The organism is Salinivibrio sp. YCSC6, assembly GCF_004916735.1.
Lineage (GTDB): Bacteria > Pseudomonadota > Gammaproteobacteria > Enterobacterales > Vibrionaceae > Salinivibrio > Salinivibrio proteolyticus.
The window spans coordinates 455,227-477,397 of the sequence record NZ_CP039516.1 but is presented as its reverse complement, the minus strand read 5'-3'; the positions used below and the strand labels follow the sequence as shown (position 1 = coordinate 477,397).

At 50.7% G+C, this 22,171-nt stretch carries 18 protein-coding genes and 2 tRNA genes; 4 read left to right on the top strand and 16 right to left on the bottom strand.

Features of this window, described 5'->3' with window-relative positions:
* Nucleotides 1-45 precede the first annotated feature (45 nt).
* Entirely contained in the window at nucleotides 46-942 is an 897-nt protein-coding gene (locus E8E00_RS02140; protein WP_096629835.1) for a LysR family transcriptional regulator, read from the bottom strand.
* 102 nt (nucleotides 943-1,044) lie between these two features.
* Between E8E00_RS02140 and metE the strand changes: the two genes are divergently transcribed.
* The gene (gene metE, locus E8E00_RS02135; RefSeq protein ID WP_096629838.1) at nucleotides 1,045-3,318 is read left to right on the top strand and encodes a 5-methyltetrahydropteroyltriglutamate--homocysteine S-methyltransferase; all 2,274 of its coding nucleotides are present in this window, start codon (nucleotides 1,045-1,047) and stop codon (nucleotides 3,316-3,318) included.
* Between the two features lie 130 nt (nucleotides 3,319-3,448).
* Here the strand turns inward: metE and rpsO are convergent, their stop codons facing one another.
* From rpsO to secG, 9 genes are all read right to left on the bottom strand, one after another.
* The gene (gene rpsO / locus E8E00_RS02130; RefSeq protein WP_069589916.1) at nucleotides 3,449-3,718 is read right to left on the bottom strand and encodes a 30S ribosomal protein S15; all 270 of its coding nucleotides are present in this window, start codon (nucleotides 3,716-3,718) and stop codon (nucleotides 3,449-3,451) included.
* A gap of 251 nt (nucleotides 3,719-3,969) precedes the next feature.
* Nucleotides 3,970-4,947 (bottom strand): tRNA pseudouridine(55) synthase TruB, encoded by a 978-nt coding sequence (gene truB / locus E8E00_RS02125; RefSeq protein ID WP_096629841.1) that lies wholly within the window; start codon nucleotides 4,945-4,947, stop codon nucleotides 3,970-3,972.
* Between the two features lie 3 nt (nucleotides 4,948-4,950).
* Nucleotides 4,951-5,343, bottom strand: coding sequence for a 30S ribosome-binding factor RbfA (gene rbfA / locus E8E00_RS02120; RefSeq protein WP_069589913.1), 393 nt, complete (start codon nucleotides 5,341-5,343; stop codon nucleotides 4,951-4,953).
* Between the two features lie 87 nt (nucleotides 5,344-5,430).
* The gene (gene infB / locus E8E00_RS02115) at nucleotides 5,431-8,148 is read right to left on the bottom strand and encodes a translation initiation factor IF-2 (RefSeq protein ID WP_069589912.1); all 2,718 of its coding nucleotides are present in this window, start codon (nucleotides 8,146-8,148) and stop codon (nucleotides 5,431-5,433) included.
* Nucleotides 8,149-8,169: 21 nt separating this feature from the next.
* Nucleotides 8,170-9,657, bottom strand: coding sequence for a transcription termination factor NusA (gene nusA, locus E8E00_RS02110; RefSeq protein WP_069589911.1), 1,488 nt, complete (start codon nucleotides 9,655-9,657; stop codon nucleotides 8,170-8,172).
* A 21-nt stretch (nucleotides 9,658-9,678) separates the two neighbouring features.
* On the bottom strand, nucleotides 9,679-10,134 hold the full coding sequence (rimP, locus tag E8E00_RS02105; protein WP_069589909.1) for a ribosome maturation factor RimP: 456 nt from the start codon (nucleotides 10,132-10,134) through the stop codon (nucleotides 9,679-9,681).
* Nucleotides 10,135-10,469: 335 nt separating this feature from the next.
* A tRNA-Met gene (locus tag E8E00_RS02100) sits at nucleotides 10,470-10,546 on the bottom strand.
* 65 nt (nucleotides 10,547-10,611) lie between these two features.
* Nucleotides 10,612-10,698, bottom strand: a tRNA-Leu gene (locus tag E8E00_RS02095).
* 7 nt (nucleotides 10,699-10,705) lie between these two features.
* Nucleotides 10,706-11,044 carry a preprotein translocase subunit SecG gene (secG, locus tag E8E00_RS02090; protein ID WP_077663244.1) on the bottom strand — a complete coding sequence of 113 codons (339 nt, stop codon included), beginning with the start codon at nucleotides 11,042-11,044 and terminating at the stop codon, nucleotides 10,706-10,708.
* Between the two features lie 10 nt (nucleotides 11,045-11,054).
* Here secG and E8E00_RS17115 point away from each other — a divergent pair, with 10 nt between their 5' ends.
* Nucleotides 11,055-11,225, top strand: coding sequence for a hypothetical protein (locus E8E00_RS17115; protein WP_158074958.1), 171 nt, complete (start codon nucleotides 11,055-11,057; stop codon nucleotides 11,223-11,225).
* Here E8E00_RS17115 and glmM read toward each other — a convergent pair.
* From glmM to rlmE, 4 genes are all read right to left on the bottom strand, one after another.
* Nucleotides 11,222-12,559: a phosphoglucosamine mutase gene (gene glmM, locus E8E00_RS02085; RefSeq protein WP_096629844.1), complete on the bottom strand. Its 1,338-nt coding sequence runs from the start codon at nucleotides 12,557-12,559 to the stop codon at nucleotides 11,222-11,224. The two genes, E8E00_RS17115 and glmM, sit on opposite strands and share 4 nt — an antisense overlap.
* A 5-nt stretch (nucleotides 12,560-12,564) precedes the next feature.
* Nucleotides 12,565-13,407, bottom strand: a complete 843-nt coding sequence (gene folP / locus E8E00_RS02080) for a dihydropteroate synthase (RefSeq protein ID WP_069589905.1) — start codon at nucleotides 13,405-13,407, stop codon at nucleotides 12,565-12,567.
* A gap of 61 nt (nucleotides 13,408-13,468) precedes the next feature.
* Nucleotides 13,469-15,403: an ATP-dependent zinc metalloprotease FtsH gene (ftsH, locus tag E8E00_RS02075; RefSeq protein WP_096629847.1), complete on the bottom strand. Its 1,935-nt coding sequence runs from the start codon at nucleotides 15,401-15,403 to the stop codon at nucleotides 13,469-13,471.
* A 51-nt stretch (nucleotides 15,404-15,454) separates the two neighbouring features.
* The gene (rlmE, locus tag E8E00_RS02070) at nucleotides 15,455-16,084 is read right to left on the bottom strand and encodes a 23S rRNA (uridine(2552)-2'-O)-methyltransferase RlmE (protein WP_069589901.1); all 630 of its coding nucleotides are present in this window, start codon (nucleotides 16,082-16,084) and stop codon (nucleotides 15,455-15,457) included.
* Between the two features lie 206 nt (nucleotides 16,085-16,290).
* Here rlmE and yhbY point away from each other — a divergent pair, with 206 nt between their 5' ends.
* Nucleotides 16,291-16,587: a ribosome assembly RNA-binding protein YhbY gene (gene yhbY / locus E8E00_RS02065; protein WP_069589899.1), complete on the top strand. Its 297-nt coding sequence runs from the start codon at nucleotides 16,291-16,293 to the stop codon at nucleotides 16,585-16,587.
* A gap of 106 nt (nucleotides 16,588-16,693) precedes the next feature.
* On the opposite strand, the gene greA is transcribed toward yhbY, so the two are convergent.
* Complete coding sequence (gene greA, locus E8E00_RS02060; RefSeq protein WP_069589897.1) at nucleotides 16,694-17,167, bottom strand: transcription elongation factor GreA; 474 nt, start codon at nucleotides 17,165-17,167, stop codon at nucleotides 16,694-16,696.
* A gap of 276 nt (nucleotides 17,168-17,443) precedes the next feature.
* On the opposite strand from greA, the gene dacB reads away from it, so the two are divergent.
* A complete protein-coding gene (dacB, locus tag E8E00_RS02055; RefSeq protein ID WP_240531909.1) occupies nucleotides 17,444-18,871 on the top strand; it encodes a D-alanyl-D-alanine carboxypeptidase/D-alanyl-D-alanine-endopeptidase in 1,428 nt (475 codons plus the stop codon).
* A 66-nt stretch (nucleotides 18,872-18,937) separates the two neighbouring features.
* Here dacB and carB read toward each other — a convergent pair whose 3' ends face one another.
* Nucleotides 18,938-22,162, bottom strand: coding sequence for a carbamoyl-phosphate synthase large subunit (carB, locus tag E8E00_RS02050; protein WP_096629850.1), 3,225 nt, complete (start codon nucleotides 22,160-22,162; stop codon nucleotides 18,938-18,940).
* Nucleotides 22,163-22,171: the final 9 nt, after the last annotated feature.

Genomic DNA, 22,171 nt, shown 5'->3' with positions numbered 1-22,171 from the left:
TGTGTCGCTAGATCAGTATGATAAACGGCCTTGTATAAAGCTTACTTACTCGCAATGTTCTAGCGATATATCACGCGCCTTGACGATAAAATCATCAATGTAATCATCCCGTTTTTCTTCTCGCATCCCAATATGAATGGCCTTGTGAATACCTTGTTCGCCCATACGAAGAATATGGAGGTTGAGTCGCTGTTGGTATTCTTGTGCCAGCCATTTGGGCAAAGCCGCAATCCCTCGCCCTGCGGCAACCATTTGCAGCATGATATCTGTGGTTTCAATCGTTTTGTGTTTGCGTGGGGCACAGTGCGCCGGCGCCAAAAACTGGGTAAAGACATCTAAACGCGATCGATCGACTGGGTAGGTGATCAGGACGTCTTGCGTCACTTGATGGGGCTCAACGTAGTCAAACGCTGCCAGAGCACTTTGGCGATGAGTAACCAGCACGAGTTCATAATCGAATACGGATACGTACTCTATACCTGGCTTGAGCAAAGGATCGGGCGTGACGAGTACATCAATCTCATGGCCAAACAATGCGCCCAAACCACCAAATTGGAACTTTTGTTTAACGTCAACATCCACATTCGGCCATTGATGCAAGAAAGGCTCAACCACCTTAAGCAACCACTGATAACAAGGGTGACACTCCATACCAATGCGCAGTGTGCCACGCTGGCCTTGTGCAAATTGTTTAAGTTGCTGTTCAGCGTGTTCGAACTGAGGAAGCATACGCTCAGACAGTGTAAGCAAGTACTCACCTGCTTGCGTAAAATGAAGCTGTCGCCCCGACTTTTGCCACAAGCGAATCCCGAGCTGGCTCTCCAGTTTTTTCATTGCGTGGCTGATCGCGGATTGAGTGAGGTATAGCCTCTCTGCGGCTGCGGTTAGCGACCCTTGCTCTTTGATGGCACGCAGAATATGAAGGTGATGACGTTCTAACATGTCTATTCCATGACTAAAATTCATTGATTGATGAAATAATGCCATTTTAGTTCATAACGAGAAAGCCCTATGCTGATTTCAATCGAAAAGGAGGACGTATAGATGGCTAAAAATCATAATCTCGGCTTTCCACGTATCGGCGCACAGCGTGAACTTAAATTTGCACTCGAGCGTTACTGGCGTGGCGAATCATCACAACAAGACTTAACCGATCTTGCGAAAGATCTGCGCCGCAATCACTGGCAACAACAAAGTGAACTCGACATCGCTCCCGTAGGCGACTTTTCATTTTACGATCATGTACTCGACACCAGCTTTTTAGTCGGCAATGTGCCTGAACGTGTTGCCTCGCACCAAGACAATGATCTTGATAACTACTTCCGCGTCGCTCGTGGTCGCTCAGCAAACGATAGTGCTTGCCAGTGCGTACACGCCGGTGAGATGACTAAGTGGTTTGACACTAACTATCACTACATCGTGCCAGAATTTACCGCGCAAACAACGTTTAGTCTTCATGCTGAAAATCTATTGACGCAAATAGAAGAAGCCAAACAAGCGGGTGTTCAGGCCAAACCGGTTTTAGTCGGTCCCGTCACGTATCTGTGGCTAGGTAAAGAGAAAGATGCCTCTAACAAGCTAGATCTGCTCGATAAGCTCTTACCCGTATATCAAACCTTACTAAACAAACTGGCAGAGAAAGGCATTGAGTGGGTCCAAATCGATGAGCCGATCTTGGTCACGGAGCTCACGCCTGAATGGCAGGCGGCGCTAAAAACCGCGTATCGTGCATTAAGCCAAACGAAGGTCAAGTTATTGCTGGCGAGCTACTTCGGCGAGCAAGCTGAAAATCGTCCATTGGCGCAATCGTTACCCGTTGACGGCTGGCACTTGGATGCTATTCGTGGCCGAGGGGATGTGGATGCATACCGTGAAGCGCTTAGCGATCAACACGTTCTGTCTCTGGGTGTAATTAATGGTCGTAATGTTTGGAAAACTAACCTTGATGCCACGTTAGAATGGCTCGAACCGATTCATCAATCGCTGGGCGATCGCCTCTGGCTCGCGCCCTCTTGCTCTTTGCTGCACGTGCCGGTCGATTTGGCGAGCGAACAAAAGCTCGATCCTGAGGTAAAAAACTGGCTTGCCTTTGCCCATCAAAAGCTCGAGGAGCTGGATGTACTCACTCGCGCCCTTAATCACGGCCGTCAAACCGTTCAGTCAGCGCTGGACAATAATCGTGAGGCAATCGAAAGCCGCCAGCAATCACCACGCGTACACAACCCTAAGGTACAAGCCGCATTGGCAGCAATTACACCGCACTTAGGGACACGGCAGCGTCCGTTTGCCGAGCGTATTCGCCTGCAACATGAGCAGCTTAAACTGCCGCGCTTCCCGACCACCACCATAGGGTCATTCCCGCAAACCAGTGCCATTCGCCAAACACGCTTGCAATACAAGAAGGGCGACATTGATGCCGCCACTTATCAAGACATTATGCGAAAAGAGATCGCCCATGCGGTGGAAAAGCAAGAAGCGTTAGGGCTCGATGTCTTGGTTCACGGTGAAGCTGAGCGTAACGATATGGTGGAGTACTTTGGCGAACAGCTGGATGGGTATGTGTTCAGTCAGTTTGGCTGGGTGCAATCGTATGGTTCTCGCTGTGTGAAGCCGCCGATTTTATTTGGTGATATTGAGCGCCCGAAAGCAATGACAGTGGAGTGGACCCAGTACGCTCAGTCTCTGACTGATAAGCCACTGAAAGGTATGCTCACTGGGCCGGTCACCATTCTTAATTGGTCATTTGTGCGTGATGATCAGCCACGATCGCAAACCTGTAACCAGCTGGCGCTGGCGATCCGTCAAGAGGTGCAAGATCTTGAGAAAGCCGGCACCAAGATCATTCAAATAGATGAAGCGGCACTCCGTGAAGGCTTACCTCTGCGTCGCAGTGAGTGGCAAAACTACCTCGATTGGGCCATTAACGCATTTAAAATTGCCGCCAATGGTGTGAGTGACAAGACGCAAATCCACACCCATATGTGTTATTCCGAGTTTAACGATATCATCGCATCCATCGCTGACATGGACGCCGACGTGATCACTATTGAAACCTCTCGCTCGGATATGGAACTGTTGGATGCATTTGATCACTTTGACTATCCCAATGATATTGGCCCAGGTGTGTATGACATCCACTCGCCAAACATTCCCAGTCAGGCACAAATCATTGCGCTAATGAAAAAGGCTGCCGCCCGTATTCCGGAAGAAAGGTTGTGGGTAAACCCAGATTGCGGCCTAAAAACCCGCCAATGGGATGAGGTGATCCCAGCATTAGAAAATATGGTTGCAGCGGCGAAAGCGCTTCGTCAGGAATAGCGCGTCAGCAGCATACCGCTACCCGCATTGACTGAACCCTATAACGACAAAACGCGCCACGGATGACTCCGATGGCGCGTTTTTTTATCGCAAAAGAAAAGGGAGCCTGAGCTCCCTTTTCTCCAGAATCTTAGCGACGGATGCCTAGACGCTTGATAACGTCCAAGTAACGGTCAACATTGTTCTTTTTCAGGTAGTCCAACAGCTTACGACGACGTGAAACCATGCGTAGCAGGCCACGACGGCTGTGGTGGTCACCTTTGTGCTCAGCGAAGTGCGATTGCAGATCGTTGATAGATGCAGTCAACAGGGCGATTTGAACTTCTGGTGAACCAGTGTCGTTCTCAGTTTTACCAAAATCAGCAACGATTTTAGCTTTTGCTTCTGCAGTCAGAGACATAATGCTCTCCTAATAAGAGTGTGTGATTATCATGCACTAGCCAATCTCTGATTCAGCCAGTGCCCGAAGGCGCGAATTCTACCCGTTTTAGCCGGGTATCGCAATGCTATTGCCGACTATCACGCCAGTTTCTTACCGTCGCTACCTTACCGCTTGAAATACGGTAAGTTTATTCGCAGCATACTCGCGCTGTTTCGCGCCAGCAGTACTTGGCAAGCGCGCGTTTTAGCTAAGCATGCCGCTAACGTTCTCTAGGCGTTGTCACTGCTCGCGGTTTGCGGCTCAGGTTGACGGCTCGCGACCAAACGGCGCGGCGCAACCAGACCATCAGCATCAATTTCACCCACACCGATAAACTGACGCTCTTCGCCAGCCGTTAAACGCACATAGCCTTCAGTCGGAGCGTTAGGCACTTGCACCGCTTGACCTTGTAGCGCATAACTTGCCACGACGGGCAGTAGGTTAATCTCGCGCAGATCTTGTACCGCCGTATCAAGTGGCAATAGCAAAGGATCGAGCAGTTGTTTTGGCTGGATCTCTTGCTCACGCGCTTGGTTAAGCAGACTTTCAAGCTGCTCTAAGGTCACCATGTTGCGCGCAGGATAGCCTGATACACCAATTCGACGCAGCGCCGTGACATGTGCACCGCAGCCAAGCATTTCACCTAAATCGTCAACGATGGTGCGGATGTAGGTGCCTTTTGAGCAATGCACTTCCATCTCGATTTCATGGCCTTCAAAGCGCAGCAGTTCAATCTGATAGACCTTAATGGTACGCGCTTCACGTGGTACTTCGATGCCTTGGCGCGCGTATTCATACAAAGGTTTCCCTTGGTATTTCAACGCCGAAAACATCGATGGGATCTGCTGGGTTTCCCCGCGGAATTTTGCAATACAACGCTCAAGCAAACCTAGGTTTACTTTGACGTCACGGGTTTCTACCACTTCACCGTCTGCATCTGAGGTATTGGTACGCTCACCCAATTTGGCGACCACTCGATAACGTTTATCGGAGTCGAGCAAAAACTGAGAGAACTTGGTTGCCTCACCCAAACAAATCGGCAGCATCCCGGTTGCAAGTGGATCCAGTGCCCCCGTGTGGCCTGCTTTCTCCGCAAAGAAGATACGTTTTACTTTTTGCAAAGCATCATTAGATGTCATGCCGGTTGGTTTATCGAGTAGGATAATCCCATCCACCGGACGACCTCGACGACGTTGACGACGCGCCATCAGTTACTCCTCACCTTTTTCATCATCACCGCGACGTTCATCGTCATCGCGTACCGCCTTGCTGACCAAGTTCGAGATACGCATCCCTTCAGTCAGTGACTCGTCAAACACGAAGGTCAACTCAGGGGTCACACGCAAACGAATCGCTTTGCCAACCAATGAACGAATGTAGCCACTGGCTTCGTTCAGCGCCTTAAGGCTCTCGGTAGGGGCTTGCTCATCGACGGTTAAAAAGGTCACGAAGACTTTGGCATACGCCAGATCACGTGAAATTTGCACATCGGATACGGTGACCATTCCGATGCGAGGGTCTTTGATTTCGCGTTGTAGGATCAGTGCAATCTCTTTTTGCAGCTGATGCGCAACGCGATCAGTACGGCTAAAATCTTTACCCATAATCTTTTCTCTCAACAAAATGGGGGTAAGCGCATGCGCCTCCCCCCACGGTGTATCCAAACAACCTCGTTGTATTGTCGCGTTCAATTAGTCGATTGAACGTTGAATCTCAACGGTTTCATAGACTTCGATTTGGTCACCAACGCGAACATCATTGTAGTTCTTCACGCCAATACCACATTCGTAGCCTTTCTTCACTTCGTTCACATCATCTTTGAAGCGGCGGAGTGATTCCAACTCACCTTCGTAGATAACCACGTTTTCACGTAGGACACGAATTGGGTTGTTACGCTTAATCACACCTTCAGATACCTGACAACCGGCAATGGCGCCCAGTTTTGGTGATTTGAAGACATCGCGCACTTCTGCCAAACCGATGATTTCTTGTTTGAATTCAGGCGCAAGCATACCGCTCATCGCTTGTTTCACTTCATCAATCATGGTGTAGATGACAGAGTAGTAACGCAGATCCAAGCTTTCCGCTTCAATGGTCTTACGCGCAGCGGCATCCGCACGCACGTTAAAGCCACAGATAATGGCGTTAGACGCGGCTGCAAGTACTGCGTCAGTTTCAGTGATACCACCGACACCAGAACCCACAACTTTCACTTTTACTTCGTCAGTTGAGAGCTTAACCAGTGCATCGTTGATCGCTTCCACTGAGCCTTGTACGTCAGCTTTAAGTACGATGTTCAGCTCAGCTACTTCACCTTCTTCCATGTTCGAGAACATGTTTTCCAGTTTGGCTTTTTGCTGACGCGCCAACTTAACGTCACGGAACTTGCCTTGACGATACAGCGCCACTTCACGCGCTTTCTTCTCGTCACGTACCACCGTGGCTTCATCACCCGCAGCAGGCACGCCAGATAGGCCCAGAATTTCCACAGGAATCGAAGGTCCCGCTTCTTCTACTTCTTGGCCATTCTCATCGCGCATCGCACGGACACGGCCATATTCCAGACCACACAGAACGATATCGCCTTTCTTGAGCGTACCTTCTTGAACCAATACGGTAGCAACTGGACCACGACCTTTGTCGAGGCGAGACTCAACCACAACGCCACGCGCCATACCATCTTTAACCGCTTTCAGTTCAAGCACTTCTGATTGCAGCAAGATAGCTTCTAGTAGCGCATCGATGTTTTGGCCTTGTTTCGCAGACACGTGAACAAACATGTTCTCACCACCCCAGTCTTCTGGGATCACGTCATGCTGTGCCAGTTCGTTCTTCACGTTGTCAGGGTTCGCACCCTCTTTATCCATCTTGTTCACTGCCACGATAAGAGGCACACCGGCCGCTTTCGCGTGTTGGATCGCTTCGATGGTTTGTGGCATTACGCCGTCGTCAGCAGCAACGACCAAGACAACAATATCCGTTGCACCGGCACCACGTGCACGCATCGCGGTAAACGCGGCGTGTCCTGGGGTATCCAGGAAGGTGATCATGCCATTGTCGGTTTGTACGTGGTACGCACCAATGTGCTGGGTAATACCGCCCGCTTCGCCCGTGGCAACGTGTGCTTTACGGATGTAGTCAAGCAGTGAAGTTTTACCATGGTCAACGTGACCCATGATGGTAACGACTGGCGCACGTGGCGCAACGGGTGCATCGTTATCACGATCAGACAGTACCGCTTCTTCCAGCTCGTTTTCTTTACGCAAGATAACCTTGTGACCCATTTCCTCTGCAACAAGCTGTGCAGTCTCTTGGTCAATCACTTGGTTAATGGTCGCCATCGCGCCCATTTTCATCATGGTTTTAACGACTTCAGCGCCTTTGACTGCCATTTTGTTGGCCAACTCGGCAACGGTGATGGTTTCACCGATTTCAACTTCACGGTTTACTTTTTGCGCTGGTTTTTTAAAGCCGTGTTGCATCGAGGTTGGCTTAGCCATGCGGCCTTTGCCTTTCCCGCCTTTACCACGACGGCCACGAGGTGATTTATCCTCAGCTTGAGTCGCTTTTTTCTTTTTCTTACGACGCGGTGCAGCACTTTCTTCGCGACGATCCGCTTCGTCTTCCGCTTCGCGGGCATACTGAGAGGTAACTGTATGGTGATCAGCTGCCTCCATGGTGGTTAGCGCTTGATCTTGTTCAGACCAGCGTTCTTGGTTTGCTTCTGCCATTTTGCGTGCCTCTTCTAACTGCCGCTGACTTTCTTCTTCAGCTTTACGCTTGGCTTCCTCTTCCTGGCGACGCTTAAGTTCATCAGCTTCTTTCTTCGCTTGCGCATCGGCAGCACGAGCTGCAGCAGTCTCCGCTGCGTCCTCTTCGGACTGCTCGTTTTGTGGTTGCGCTTGCGGTTTGGCTTCACGCTTAGCTTTCTCTTCGGCTTCGCGTTTGGCTTTCTCTTCAGCTTCGCGTTTGGCTTTTTCTTCAGCTTCACGCTTGGCTTTCGCTTCTGCTTCACGCTTCGCTTGCTCTTCAGCTTCTTGGCGCGCTTTCTCTTCGGCTTCACGTTTGGCACGTTCTTCCGCTTCTTGCGCAACCTTTTGCTCTTCAAGCTCGCTACGTTTCACATAGGTGCGTTTCTTACGCACCTCAACTTGGACATCTTTGTTCTTTCCGCCAGCTCCTGAGACGCTCAGCGTGCTGCGTTTTTTGCGCTGTAGCGTCAGACGCGTCGGAGCATTGCCGTTGTCGCCGTGCTCACGTTTGAGATGCGCCAACAAGGCTTGTTTTTCATCTTGGCTTACCTGATCGTCAGCTGACTTTTGCATACCAGCTTCTTTAAACTGCTTCAGCAGACGATCGACTGGCGTATCAATTTCCTTCGCCAGTGTATGTACTGTAACCTCTGACATTCTGCTCCTCCTTTGCCGTCTTTACGCTTCGTCGCTGAACCAGCAAATATTACGTGCTGCCATAATGAGCTCGCCCGCACTTACTTCGTCCAATCCTTCAATGTCCAACAGATCATCGGTGCCTTGGTCGGCAAGATCTTCCAGCGTTTTCACGCCTTTCGCCGCCAATTTAAAGGCCATTTCGCGAGAAAGACCTTCCAGCGCCAACAGATCGTCAGCAGGCTCTGCGCCTTCCAGCGACTCTTCTTGTGCCAGTGCGATGGTGGTCAACGCTTCTTTGGCACGTGAGCGCAAAATGTCGACAGTGTCTTCATCTAGGCCATCAATTTCGAGCATTTCACTCGTTGGAACGTAGGCCACTTCTTCTAGAGTGGTGAAACCTTCGTCAACCAAGGTCGCGGCAAAGTCTTCATCAATGTCGAGGTGTTTAACAAACAGCTCCAATGAGGCTTGTGCTTCTTCTTGGTGTTTTTTCTGAAGGTCTTCAACCGTCATGACGTTCAGTTCCCAACCGGTCAGTTGTGAGGCTAAACGTACGTTTTGACCATTGCGGCCGATCGCCTGTGCTAGGTTATCTGCCTCAACAGCAATATCCATGGTGTGGGTGTCTTCATCGACGATGATAGAGGCCACATCGGCTGGTGCCATTGCATTGATCACAAATTGCGCTGGGTTATCGTCCCAAAGCACGATATCAATACGCTCACCGCCTAACTCACCTGAAACGGCTTGGACGCGCGCACCACGCATACCGACACAAGCGCCGACAGGGTCAATGCGTTTGTCGTTGGTCTTCACGGCAATCTTCGCACGTGAGCCCGGATCGCGTGCCGCACCCATCAGCTCAATCATTTCTTCGCCAATTTCCGGCACTTCAATGCGGAACAGCTCGATCAGCATCTCTGGCTTTGAACGTGTCATGAAGAGCTGGAAGCCACGCGCTTCTGGGCGCACAGCATACAGCAAACCACGGACGCGGTCGCCTGGACGGAAGTTTTCGCGCGGTAGTTGATCGTCACGCTGAATCACAGCTTCTGCGTTATTCCCCAGATCCACGATGATCACATCACGGTTCACTTTTTTCACAACACCGGTAACCAGTTCACCTTCGTTATCCATGAACTGCTCAACCACTTGTGCACGCTCAGCTTCACGTACCTTTTGTACGATCACCTGCTTCGCGGTTTGGGTGGTAATACGGTCAAAAGTGACAGACTCGATTTCGTCTTCGATGTAACCACCAAGTTCAATCGTTTCGTCTTCGTATTGCGCCGCTTCCAATGTGATTTCACGGGTTGGCAATGTGACTTCGTCAACCACGAGCCAACGACGGAAGGTATCGAATTCACCGGTTTTGCGATCAATGGCGATACGTACATCAATGTCGGCTTCGTACTTCTTTTTGGTTGCCGTTGCCAGTGCGGTTTCCAGTGCCTCAAAAATACGCTCACGCGGAACGGCTTTTTCGTTTGAGACCGCTTCGACAACAGCCAAGATTTCTTTATTCATCTACTAATGCCTCATTTACTTTTAAAATGAAGGAACCAGGTTTGCTTTGGCGATATTACTCAAGGCAAACGCCTCATCTTGGCCGTCAACGCGAACCGTGATGGTGTCGCCATCGACAGAAAGGATTTCTCCTTTCCACTTACGGCGGTTTTGCATAGCCATTTTCAGCACGATGTTCACTTCATGCCCGATGAATTGCTGATAATGATCAGCGGTGAACAGTGGGCGATCCACGCCTGGCGATGACACTTCCAGGTTGTACGCCACTGTGATTGGGTCTTCCACATCCAACACTGCGCTAACCTGACGGCTTACATCGGCGCAATCGTCGACAGTAATGCCATTTTCATGGTCAATAAAAATACGCAATGTTGAGTGTTGGCCAGCCCGAACGAACTCTAGTCCAACTAACTCATAGTCCAACGCCTCAACCGGCGCGGTCAAAAGTTCAGTCAGTTGTTTCTCTAATCCTGTCATTCCAAACCCCAGAAATAAAAAAAGGGCTTAAAAGCCCAGTTACTATCCGAATGGTCGTTTTCAGATAACAAAAAACCCCGATAATCGGGGTTTAATGTAACTGGACCCTGATGCTATACCAGTGACGCATGTCGTTGGTATAGCCGTTATCGCTGGTCTCGGAAATATTTCAGCAATAACGAGAGAGTAACTCTCCGTGCCGATAAAAATGGTTTTTATTGGCACTGCCCCGAGGGCAAAACGGCCAGCCGTTGGCTAGCCGAGTTAGCGTAACTTTGTAAAAGAACGCTAACGCGTCTTTCAGTTTAGCAGTTGAGTAAACTACTAACTAAATGTGGTTGCGGGAGCCGGATTTGAACCGACGACCTTCGGGTTATGAGCCCGACGAGCTACCAGACTGCTCCATCCCGCGTCCGAGTGGCGATGATTATATCGCCTTTTCTTTCAAAGGTGCAAGTGATTGCACTTTGAGAACCTTGGTGCCGAGAGCGGGACTTGAACCCGCACGCCCATACAGGCACTACCCCCTCAAGATAGCGTGTCTACCAATTCCACCACCTCGGCAAATTTTTTACTGAGGGATCTCGCTGTTATCAACAGGGATTTCATTCTCAGTTGGTGTCGCTTGCTGTTCTACAGCAGGCTGACTTAAATCTTCAAAACCGCTTTGCGCTTTTGGCTTATGGGCTGTCATGTTACCTAGCACCAAGCTCAGAGCAAAAAATGCAATCGCAAAACCGGTTGTCATTCGGGTTAAAAAGTTTCCAGAGCCGCCAGAGCCAAATACTGTGTTTGATGCTCCAGCCCCGAACGAGGCTCCCATATCTGCGCCTTTACCTTGCTGAACCAGAACCAGGCCAATTACACCGATTGCGGCCAACAGATAAATCACAAGTAGAATTTCGTACATGGTTCCACCTATGCTCCAGGTTGTTGAGCCGGCAGTGTTACTTCTCAGCCAGCGCAGCCCCCTTCGTTGGGAGCGGGTGAATACTAGCGAAAGCCTGATGCCGAAACAAGAGAAAAATGCAAAAAACCCTGATTTCGGCACTGTTTGCGCATTCTATAACCACCCGCTGATGAATTATTAACAGTTTGCTTTGACTGCCTCTGCAATTTCAAGCGCATAAGCCTTCACGGTTTCCGCATCAGGCCCTTCAACCATGACACGGATGAGTGGCTCAGTACCTGATTTGCGCAGCAATACACGCCCTTTTTCACCCAGCTTTTCTTCCACGTTGGCCTTCGCTGCGAGCACGGCTTCGCTTTGTAGTGGGTCAACATCACCTTTAAAACGGACATTTTCCAGCACTTGCGGCAGAAGCGTCATACCGTCGGTCAGTGTTTTCAGATCCATGCCGGTCGCTGCAACACTGGCTAGCACTTGTAATGCAGCCACAATGCCGTCTCCGGTAGTCACTTTATCCAGCACAATCACATGGCCGGAATTCTCTGCCCCGATACGCCAACCTTTCTCTTGCAGCATTTCCATCACATAGCGATCACCGACTTTGGCGCGCGCAAAAGGAATACCCAGTGATTTAAGCGCCAGTTCCATGCCCATGTTGGTCATCAGGGTCCCAACGACACCACCTTTAAGTTCACCGCGACGCAGGCTCTCACGTGCAATGATATAGGCGATTTGATCACCATCGACCTTGTTACCAAGATGATCCACCATGATCACACGATCGCCATCCCCGTCAAACGCAACGCCAAGATCCGCTTTTTCTTCCAGAACACGCTGCTGCAACGCACGCACGTCTGTCGCACCAACTTCGTCGTTAATGTTGGTGCCGTTGGGGGCACAACCAATCGTCGTTACCTCTGCCCCCAGTTCTCGGAAGACTGAAGGAGCAATATGGTAGGTTGCACCATGCGCGCAATCGAGCACAATCTTTAGGCCGCTCAAGCTTAGAGCACTGGGGAAGGTACCTTTACAGAACTCGATGTAGCGCCCCGCGGCATCATTAATGCGGCTCGCTTTACCCAGCTCGGCGGACTCCACACAGGTCAACGGCTTTTCAAGCTCTGCTTCGATAGCCAGCTCAACCGCATCGGGTAGCTTGGTGCCTTCCGATGAGAAAAATTTAATTCCATTATCGTAATGCGGATTATGAGAAGCAGAGATCACAATACCCGCTTCAGCGCGGAAGGTTTGAGTCAGATATGCGATCGCAGGGGTGGGCATCGGACCGGTAAATGCGGCCTCAAGACCTGCGGCAGATAAACCTGACTCGAGGGCCGATTCGAGCATATAGCCTGAAATCCGGGTATCCTTACCAATCAGTACCTTACGAGTGCCTTGTTGCGACAAGACACGCCCTGCTGCCCAACCAAGCTTGAGCATAAACTCAGGGGTAATTGGGAATTCACCTACCTTGCCACGTACCCCATCGGTACCGAAATATTTACGTTCTGCCATTATTTTTATTCTCCTAGTGCGCCTGCACGCTTTGTCATGGCGACCACACGCAGCGCGTCCGCCGTTTCTTTCACATCATGAACGCGAATAATTTGCGCACCTTTCTGCGCTGCCAAGGTCGCGCATGCAATGCTACCACCTAAAATGTCGTGTGGTGTCTTATCGACCAGCTTATAGATCATTGATTTACGCGACATGCCCGCTAACACCGGCAAGCCAAAATCATGGAAGCTGTCTAACTCGGCAAGCAATTGATAATTGTGGGCCAAGCTTTTACCAAACCCATAGCCAGGGTCAAGGATAATCTGCTGTCTTGAAATGCCGGCAGCTTCACATGCTTGGATTCGCTCGGTTAAAAACGCTTTTACGTCACGGGTAACATTGTCATACGCTGGCGCAGCTTGCATGGTACGCGGCTGCCCTTGCATGTGCATAATACACACAGGCACTTGTCGTTCAGCCGCTACCTCGAGTGCGCCAGGCTCTTGCAAGGCACGTACATCATTAATCAAGTCCGCCCCCGCATCTATCGCGGCACGCATCACAGCCGCTTTGCTGGTATCAATAGAAATCCAACAGTCCGATTGGGCGCGAATGGCCTTTATGACGGGAACAACCCGGTCGATTTCTTCTTGTTCTGCCACGTCAGCAGCGCCGGGACGGGTCGATTCACCACCGATATCTAGGATCGTGGCGCCATCAGCAAGCATTTGCATGGCATGTTCAATCGCTTTGTTCGATTGCTGATATTGCCCCCCATCAGAGAAAGAGTCTGGGGTGACATTAAGAATGCCCATTACAACAGGGCTATCCAGGGAGAGTCGTTTATTTTTGTGTGTTATTTCCATGAGATGTCCCAACAAGGATCAAAAAAACCCCGATAAGATCGGGGTTTTATATCGCGTGGGCTTAGGCTTCAGATTGGTTTTCTGAGTCTAGCGGTTTTTGCTTTTTATCATCAGACGCTTCAGAGGAAGCCTCTGGCTTTTTCGGAGTGTCACCCGATGATGAGCCACCACTGCCACCTTCCCAACCAGCTGGCTCGCGAACATCGCGACGTGCCATCAGGTCATCAATTTGGGCAGCATCAATGGTCTCGTACTTCATCAGTGCATCTTTCATCGCGTGCATGATATCCATGTTTTCTTCTAGGATCTCTTTCGCACGGTGATAGTTACGGTCGATGATGTCACGGATCTCGCTATCAATCAGGCGCGCAGTGTCATCAGACACATGCTTGGTCTGCGTCACAGAGCGGCCAAGGAAGACTTCACCTTCATCTTCAGCATAAAGCAGCGGGCCTAGCTTCTCGGAGAAACCCCATTGCGTCACCATCTTACGGGCGATATCGGTCGCGCGCTCAATATCGTTTGATGCCCCGGTTGACACTTTGTCTTTGCCATAAATCAGCTCTTCGGCCAAGCGACCACCATAAAGGCTCGAAATCATCGACTCGAGGTGCTGACGAGACATGCTGACTCTGTCTTGCTCTGGCAAGTACATGGTGACACCTAACGCACGGCCACGCGGGATAATCGACACTTTGTACACAGGATCGTGCTCAGGCACTAAGCGACCGACAATCGCGTGTCCTGCTTCGTGGTACGCAGTCGACTCTTTGGTTTCTTCCGACATCACCATTGAGCGGCGCTCAGCACCCATCATGATTTTGTCTTTGGCAAGCTCAAACTCGACCATCGACACCACGCGCTTGTTACCACGCGCGGAGAACAACGCAGCTTCGTTCACCAAGTTGGCAAGATCGGCTCCCGAGAACCCGGGTGTACCACGCGCAATCAAAGACGCATCGACGTCGTTACCCAACGGCACTTTGCGCATGTGTACTTTCAGAATATGTTCACGGCCACGGACATCTGGCAGGCTGACCACCACTTGTCGGTCAAAACGGCCAGGACGCAATAACGCGGGGTCCAGAACGTCTGGGCGGTTAGTCGCGGCAATTACAATCACGCCTTCGTTGCCCTCAAAACCATCCATTTCAACCAGCATTTGGTTCAAGGTTTGCTCACGTTCATCGTGTCCGCCCCCAAGGCCGGCACCACGTTGGCGGCCCACCGCATCAATCTCATCAATAAAGATGATACACGGCGACGCTTTCTTGGCTTGTTCGAACATGTCACGTACGCGTGAGGCACCCACACCCACGAACATTTCTACAAAGTCAGACCCCGAGATGGTAAAGAAAGGCACTTTCGCTTCACCGGCAATCGCTTTTGCCAGCAAGGTTTTACCGGTACCCGGAGGACCAACCATGAGTACGCCGGTTGGGATCTTACCCCCTAACTTTTGGAAGCGGCTCGGGTCGCGCAAGTAATCCACCAGCTCTTTGACGTCTTCTTTGGCTTCGTCACAACCAGCCACGTCATTAAAGGTGGTTTTGACTTGCTCTTCGCTCATCATCTTGGCTTTGGATTTACCAAATGACATGGCGCCTTTACCGCCGCCACCTTGCATTTGGCGCATGAAGAAAATCCATACCCCAATCAGCAGCAACATGGGGAACCATGAGATGAAGATCGAGGCCAGCATGCTTGGCTCTTCAGGTGGCGTGCCTTTTACGCGCACGTTTTTGTTGAGCAAGTCGTCCAGCAACTTAGGATCGTTATACACAGGCATGAAAGTGACATAGCGTGAGCCGTCACGTCGGGTAATGGTCAGCTCACGATCGTCAAAAGTTACTTCCTGTATTTGATCGTTGCCGATTTCACGTACGAAGGTGGTGTAGTCGACTTGACGACCGGCGCTGTCGCCTGGTCCAAAGCTTTGGAACACAGACATCAAGACAACGGCGATAACCAGCCACAAAATCAAGTTTTTTGCCATGTCACTCAAGGTGTTAGCCTCGCATAACTGAGATAGATAAATGTAAGGGTACTACAGTTTATAACCTGTAGCCACAATGTAGACCTCACGTGAGCGCGCACGTGACGAGTCAGGTTTCCGAATTTTGACCGCTTTAAACATTTTACGCACTTCGGCCAAATACTGATCAAAGCCTTCGCCTTGAAATACTTTTACAATAAAGGCGCCATCAGGCCCCAATACTTCACGACACATTTCGAGCGCAAGCTCGACCAGGTACATAGCACGAGGTTGATCGGCCGCCTGATTACCACTCATGTTCGGTGCCATATCGGACATCACCACATCAACCATGTCCGGTTGGATACGATCTAACAGGGCATCAAGGACGGATTGTTCGCGAAAGTCCCCTTGTAAGAAGCTGACACCGGGCAGCGAGTCCATCGGTAGAATGTCACACGCAATGACTTGGCCCTCGTCGCCGACTTGCGTTGCCGCGTATTGCGACCATCCGCCCGGCGCGGCCCCCAAATCAACCACTGTCATGCCCGGTTTTAGAATACGGTCTTTTTGCTGAATTTCTTCAAGTTTAAAGATAGCGCGTGAGCGATACCCTTTTTTTTGTGCTTCGTTGACGTATTTATCGTCAAAATGTTCTTTTAGCCAGCGTCCGGAGCTAGCAGAGTGCTTTTTTTTACTCATGGTTTTCCTAAAAGTGGCTCTCGCTTTGGGTCGCATTCAGCGGGAATTCAACGCGTTGTTCCTGCTTTCTCACCTTTCTGGCCATGTCGGCAATCGCGCTCAACCGCCAGCAACACGATGAGCACCATTTATACTGTTTCAGTTTGTGGTGAGATGGCGTTAGAATGGCATGTTTTCAACCCCTAGCAAATAGAAATCGAGCCAACATGAAACTCAGCACCAAACAAAAACAGTATCTCAAAGGACTGGCTCATCAGCTCAAGCCCGTTGTATTGATGGGCGCAAATGGCTTAACCGAAGCCGTGGTCGCTGAAATTGAGCTTGCTCTTGACCACCATGAGCTGATTAAGGTGAAAGTGGCCTCTGAAGACCGCGAGACCAAGAACCTGATTGTCGACGCCATTATTCGTGAAACTGGCGCAGAAAAAGTTCAGGTTATCGGTAAAACCTTGGTGATCTATCGCCAAAGCGAAGAGCGTAAAATCGAGCTGCCGCGCAAATAACCGAATGGTTCGCGGTCACTTGCCGCATACCTTAACAAAAAGGCCGCATTGCGGCCTTTTTACTGTGTCAAAGTCAGAGAATGTTTACACTCTGTAACACTTTCTCTTAAAGATACTCGACTTTATCGATTTCGAATTCTTTTAACCCACCCGGTGTAGTGATGCTGACTTCGTCACCTTCATCTTTACCAATCAAACCACGGGCAATGGGGGAATTCACTGAGATCAAGTTCGCTTTGATATCCGCCTCATCGTCACCAACGATGCGATACGTCACTTCCTCATCCGTGTTCACGTCAATAAGTGTCACGGTCGCCCCAAAAATCACTTTGCCGTTTTGTGGCATCTTGGTGACATCAATCACTTGTGCCACCGAGAGTTTATATTCGATGTCACGGATTTGCGCTTCGCAGATGCCTTGCTCCTCGCGAGCGGCATGGTACTCTGCGTTTTCTTTTAGATCGCCCAGTTCACGCGCCTCAGCAATGGCGTTGGAGATCTCAGGGCGACGCTTGATCAACTTATCCAGCTCTTCACGCAGCAGTTTCTCACCGCGTACGGTCATTGGCACTTTATCCATAAATGACATTACCTCTTTCAATCCGCAGCAAAGGGATTTTGGCAAAACAAAGCCACGCCCAAACCAAAGATTCGGGCGCGGCGTAATTCAACTCTTTCATCAGATTGTAAACAAGAATCCGCGCAAAATCACCTTTGATCCAAGCAAAGCGTGAGGCCTATACGGCACGCACCGGTACAAAAGCACGTACAGCCGCAGCCGGCGTGCGTTTGACGCTTGTCTTCAATGCTATACAAGGTAGGATGAGCAAAGACAGAACTGACCGAGCACGCATTCATGACAGGTTTTATTCGACAAACGATTGTACTGGTTGGCGTTTTATTGATCAGCGCCCTTTCGCCCGCCCTTTCGCAATCACTGCGCGTTGAACAGCTCACTCCAGTCCTCCCCCAAGGTAGCCAACTGGCATTGTGGGTGAGTGATGTCAAAACCAATCATCCTCAAGTTGCCTTGCAAGCGGATGCATTACTGCCACCAGCCAGCACGCAAAAGCTGGTAACCGGTCTCGCCGCTCGCTTATATCTGCCAGAGACCTTTCGTTTTTCTACTCGGTTAGTCCAAGCTGGTGATGATATTGCGCTGGTGTTTAGCGGTGATCCGCTGCTCACACGCAAAGACTTGCGCCAACTACTTCGCCAGCTACCCGCACGAGGGCTCACCACGATTAATAACGTCTTTTTAGATGGTCATATCTTTAGCGGTAAATCACGCGCTGTTGGCTGGCCGTGGGATATTCTCGCTGTTTGTTATAGCGCTCCCTCGACGTCCATTGCGCTCAATCACAATTGTGTACAAGGCGCGATATACAGCACACCAGACGCCGAGCATACCCGTGTCCATGTTCCTAGCCATCAACCGATCACAGTCATCACCGAGGCACGCGCGGTCAGTGAAGAGCAAAAAAACGCGGCACACTGTGACTTAGACCTTACCGCAACTCCCCGCAATCATTATCGTTTTTCTGGCTGTTTGGCGCATCGAGAGCGACCGCTGCCGCTCAATTTTGCCGTGCAAAATCCGCCCGCTTATGTGAAAGCGATAATTGCCGATGAATTAGCCCGGCTCGGCGTCAAAGTAACAGGCAATATTGTACAGGCGCGCACTCCAAACCAAATCCGAGAGCTGGCGCGTCACGACTCCGTCAACTTGGAAGCCTTGCTAACTCGCATGATAAAAGACTCGGATAACTTAATTGCGGACAATCTGCTGAAAACAGTCGGCCAGCGGTATTTTCAGCAACCAGGGTCGTACCGAAATGGTGTGGCGGCAGTGAAAGCAATCCTCGCCGAGAAAGGGCTGGATCTTACCCATGCCATCATGGTTGATGGCTCAGGGCTATCGCGGAATAATCGTTTAAGTGCACGCCAGCTTTCTGAGGTGGTGCACTATATTCTCACCCACCCAGAATTAGGCCTCAAAGCGATGCTGCCCATCGCCGGGATTGATGGCACCTTAAAATACCGCCAGAGTGTGCGTCGCGCGCCCATCAAAGGGCGGTTATTTGCGAAAAGTGGTTCACTTTATGGCAGTCATAATTTGGCAGGGTTTATTGAAACTGACGACAATCAGCAGCAAATTGTGGTACAGCTGGTTAGCCACTACCACCCTGATGACGAGGCCTTGCCAGATAACGTACCAGCCCCCATCACTCAGTTCGAGCGAGAGCTTTATCAGGCGCTGATCCATCGCCGTCTGCTGCCTTAAACGCGCCTTTAGCAAAAAAAAGCGCCCACCGGATGGTGGGCGCTGTCTGTATCAGCACGTCGTCGTTTACTTATTCAATACGCGCGCATGAAGCGCTTGTACCGAATTGACTTTGCTCATGTCTGCCGCCGTCAATGCCATACAAGTGGCAAAAGCAGCATTCAGTGTGGTGGTATAGTTCACCTTGGCAGCGAGTGCGCCACGACGTAGCACTTTCGAGTCTTCAATCGCTTGGCGTCCTTCGGTGGTATTCACAATGTAGCTGTACTCACCGTTCTTGATCCGGTCAAGAATATGAGGGCGTCCTTCGTGAACCTTGTTGACCAATCGAGGATTGATACCCGCTTCGCCCAAAATCACGGCTGTACCGTGAGTGGCATCCAGCTCAAACCCTAATTTCAGCAGCTTAGCGGCCAAGTCAACCACACGTTGCTTGTCATTGTTACGTACCGATAGCAGTGCGCGTCCCCCTTCGCTGTAGGCTTTTCCGCAAGCTAAATCCGCTTTAGCGAACGCCTCAGCAAAGGTGTCGCCAACTCCCATCACTTCACCGGTTGAACGCATTTCAGGGCCCAACAATGGGTCAACACCGGGGAACTTGTTGAAGGGTAACACCACTTCTTTGACTGAGTAGTAAGGCGGGATCACCTCTTGGGTAAAGCCTTGCTCAGTCAGTGATTGGCCCGCCATCACACGCGCTGCAATTTTGGCGAGTGGCACACCGGTCGCTTTCGACACAAATGGCACCGTTCGTGCGGCACGCGGGTTCACTTCAATCAGGTAGATCTCATCGTCTTTAACCGCAAACTGCGTGTTCATGAGGCCACTGACCCCCAGCTCCAACGCTAACTTACGCACTTGCTCACGCATCCGGTCTTGAATGTCATCGCTAAGGGTGTAAGCCGGCAGTGAGCAGGCCGAGTCACCGGAGTGCACACCCGCTTGCTCGATGTGTTCCATGATGCCACCAATCACTACGGTTTCACCATCACACACCGCATCAATATCCACTTCCGTGGCATCGTCGAGGAAATGGTCGAGCAATACTGGGGATTCGTGCGACACACTTACGGCTTCGTTAAAGTAACGACGCAGATCGGTCTCGTCATACACAATTTCCATCGCTCGTCCACCTAGAACATAGGAAGGACGCACCACCAGTGGGTAGCCAATGTCTTTAGCTTTTTCAACCGCTTGCTCTAACGCGGTCACCGTTGCATTCGCCGGCTGCTTGAGCCCAAGGCGCTGTACGGCATCTTGGAAACGCTCACGGTCTTCCGCGCGATCAATCGCATCTGGGCTAGTACCAATAATCGGCACTCCAGCCGCTTCAAGGTCACGTGCCAATTTCAGTGGCGTTTGCCCCCCGTATTGCACAATCACGCCTTCCGGTTGCTCCACACGTACAATCGCCAGCACATCTTCAAGCGTCACAGGTTCAAAGTAGAGACGGTCGGACGTATCGTAGTCGGTCGAGACGGTTTCAGGGTTACAGTTAACCATGATGGTTTCATAACCATCTTCACGTAGCGCCAGTGACGCGTGCACGCAACAGTAATCGAATTCAATGCCTTGACCGATGCGATTCGGGCCACCGCCCAATACCATGATCTTTTTCTTGTCGGTTGGCTGCGACTCACATTCCTCATCATAGCTGGAGTACATGTACGCAGTATCTGACGCAAACTCCGCGGCGCAGGTATCTACGCGCTTGTACACAGGATGGATGTTGAATTTATCGCGCAACTTGCGGACTTCAATTTCAGACACACCCAGTAATTTGGCAAGACGCGCATCGGCAAACCCTTTGCGTTTTAGCTGGCGCAATGCGCTTTCATTAAGCCCCGCAAAGCCATGCTCGCGAACTTGTTGTTCCTGTTTAACGATGTCTTCAATTTGTACCAAGAACCAGCGGTCGATGTTCGTCAGATTAAAGACGCCATCAACTGACATGCCGGCTCGGAACGCATCCGCAATGTACCAAATACGCTCTGCACCTGGCTCTTTGAGCTCATGACGAATGCGAGTCAGGGCATCATCGTCGTCCAAGTTCACCATCTCATCAAAACCTGACGCGCCCACTTCCAAACCACGCAAGGCTTTTTGCAGTGACTCTTGCTGGTTACGGCCAATTGCCATCACCTCGCCGACTGACTTCATTTGCGTGGTCAAACGGTCATTCGCACCGGCAAATTTTTCAAAGTTAAAGCGCGGAATTTTGGTTACGACATAGTCGATGGTCGGCTCAAAAGAAGCCGGAGTCGCACCGCCTGTGATGTCGTTCATCAACTCATCAAGGGTAAAGCCGACAGCAAGCTTAGCCGCCACCTTGGCAATCGGGAAACCGGTGGCTTTTGAAGCGAGCGCGGATGAGCGCGACACACGTGGGTTCATCTCGATGATGACCATGCGTCCAGTTTTAGGGTCAATACCAAACTGTACGTTCGAGCCGCCCGTCTCAACACCAATTTCACGCAGCACCGCCAGTGATGCATTTCGCATCAATTGATATTCTTTGTCGGTCAGCGTTTGCGCAGGTGCCACCGTAATGGAATCGCCGGTGTGGACGCCCATGGCATCGAAGTTTTCAATCGAACAAACAATGATGCAGTTATCATTTTTATCCCGCACCACTTCCATTTCATACTCTTTCCAACCAATCAACGACTCATCAATCAGAAGCTCATTGGTGGGGGACAGGTCGAGACCGCGTTCACAAATTTCCTCGAACTCTTCTTTGTTATAAGCGATCCCGCCTCCGGTTCCTCCCATTGTAAAAGAAGGACGGATGATGCAAGGGAAACCGACTTCATCTAAAACCTTGTAGGCTTCATCCATGCTATGGGCAATCCCTGCACGAGGACACTCAAGGCCAATGCTGCGCATGGCTTCATCGAATCGGTGTCTGTCTTCGGCTTTATCAATTGCATCCGCCGTGGCGCCGATCATCTCCACACCGAATTCGGAGAGTACGCCGTGGCGCTCGAGATCCAGCGCACAGTTCAGTGCGGTTTGTCCACCCATGGTCGGCAAAATTGCATCAGGACGTTCTTTGTCGATGATGTGTTTCACAACCTGCCATTGAATCGGCTCAATGTAGGTCGCATCGGCCATTTCTGGGTCGGTCATGATGGTGGCAGGGTTCGAGTTCACCAGAATGACACGATACCCTTCTTCACGCAGCGCCTTACACGCTTGTGCCCCTGAATAGTCGAACTCGCAGGCTTGGCCAATAATGATTGGGCCTGCGCCCAGGATAAGAATGCTTTTGATGTCTGTGCGTTTTGGCATGCTCAACGA

Excerpts from the sequence above, each read along its gene's own strand:
- E8E00_RS02140 (WP_096629835.1), bottom strand. The coding sequence starts at position 942 with ATGTTAGAACGTCATCACCTTCATATTCTGCGTGCCATCAAAGAGCAA.
- metE (WP_096629838.1), top strand. The coding sequence starts at position 1,045 with ATGGCTAAAAATCATAATCTCGGCTTTCCACGTATCGGCGCACAGCGT.
- rpsO (WP_069589916.1), bottom strand. The coding sequence starts at position 3,718 with ATGTCTCTGACTGCAGAAGCAAAAGCTAAAATCGTTGCTGATTTTGGT.
- truB (WP_096629841.1), bottom strand. The coding sequence starts at position 4,947 with ATGGCGCGTCGTCAACGTCGTCGAGGTCGTCCGGTGGATGGGATTATC.
- rbfA (WP_069589913.1), bottom strand. The coding sequence starts at position 5,343 with ATGGGTAAAGATTTTAGCCGTACTGATCGCGTTGCGCATCAGCTGCAA.
- infB (WP_069589912.1), bottom strand. The coding sequence starts at position 8,148 with ATGTCAGAGGTTACAGTACATACACTGGCGAAGGAAATTGATACGCCA.
- nusA (WP_069589911.1), bottom strand. The coding sequence starts at position 9,657 with ATGAATAAAGAAATCTTGGCTGTTGTCGAAGCGGTCTCAAACGAAAAA.
- rimP (WP_069589909.1), bottom strand. The coding sequence starts at position 10,134 with ATGACAGGATTAGAGAAACAACTGACTGAACTTTTGACCGCGCCGGTT.
- secG (WP_077663244.1), bottom strand. The coding sequence starts at position 11,044 with ATGTACGAAATTCTACTTGTGATTTATCTGTTGGCCGCAATCGGTGTA.
- E8E00_RS17115 (WP_158074958.1), top strand. The coding sequence starts at position 11,055 with ATGCTCCAGGTTGTTGAGCCGGCAGTGTTACTTCTCAGCCAGCGCAGC.
- glmM (WP_096629844.1), bottom strand. The coding sequence starts at position 12,559 with ATGGCAGAACGTAAATATTTCGGTACCGATGGGGTACGTGGCAAGGTA.
- folP (WP_069589905.1), bottom strand. The coding sequence starts at position 13,407 with ATGGAAATAACACACAAAAATAAACGACTCTCCCTGGATAGCCCTGTT.
- ftsH (WP_096629847.1), bottom strand. The coding sequence starts at position 15,403 with ATGGCAAAAAACTTGATTTTGTGGCTGGTTATCGCCGTTGTCTTGATG.
- rlmE (WP_069589901.1), bottom strand. The coding sequence starts at position 16,084 with ATGAGTAAAAAAAAGCACTCTGCTAGCTCCGGACGCTGGCTAAAAGAA.
- yhbY (WP_069589899.1), top strand. The coding sequence starts at position 16,291 with ATGAAACTCAGCACCAAACAAAAACAGTATCTCAAAGGACTGGCTCAT.
- greA (WP_069589897.1), bottom strand. The coding sequence starts at position 17,167 with ATGGATAAAGTGCCAATGACCGTACGCGGTGAGAAACTGCTGCGTGAA.
- dacB (WP_240531909.1), top strand. The coding sequence starts at position 17,444 with ATGACAGGTTTTATTCGACAAACGATTGTACTGGTTGGCGTTTTATTG.
- carB (WP_096629850.1), bottom strand. The coding sequence starts at position 22,162 with ATGCCAAAACGCACAGACATCAAAAGCATTCTTATCCTGGGCGCAGGC.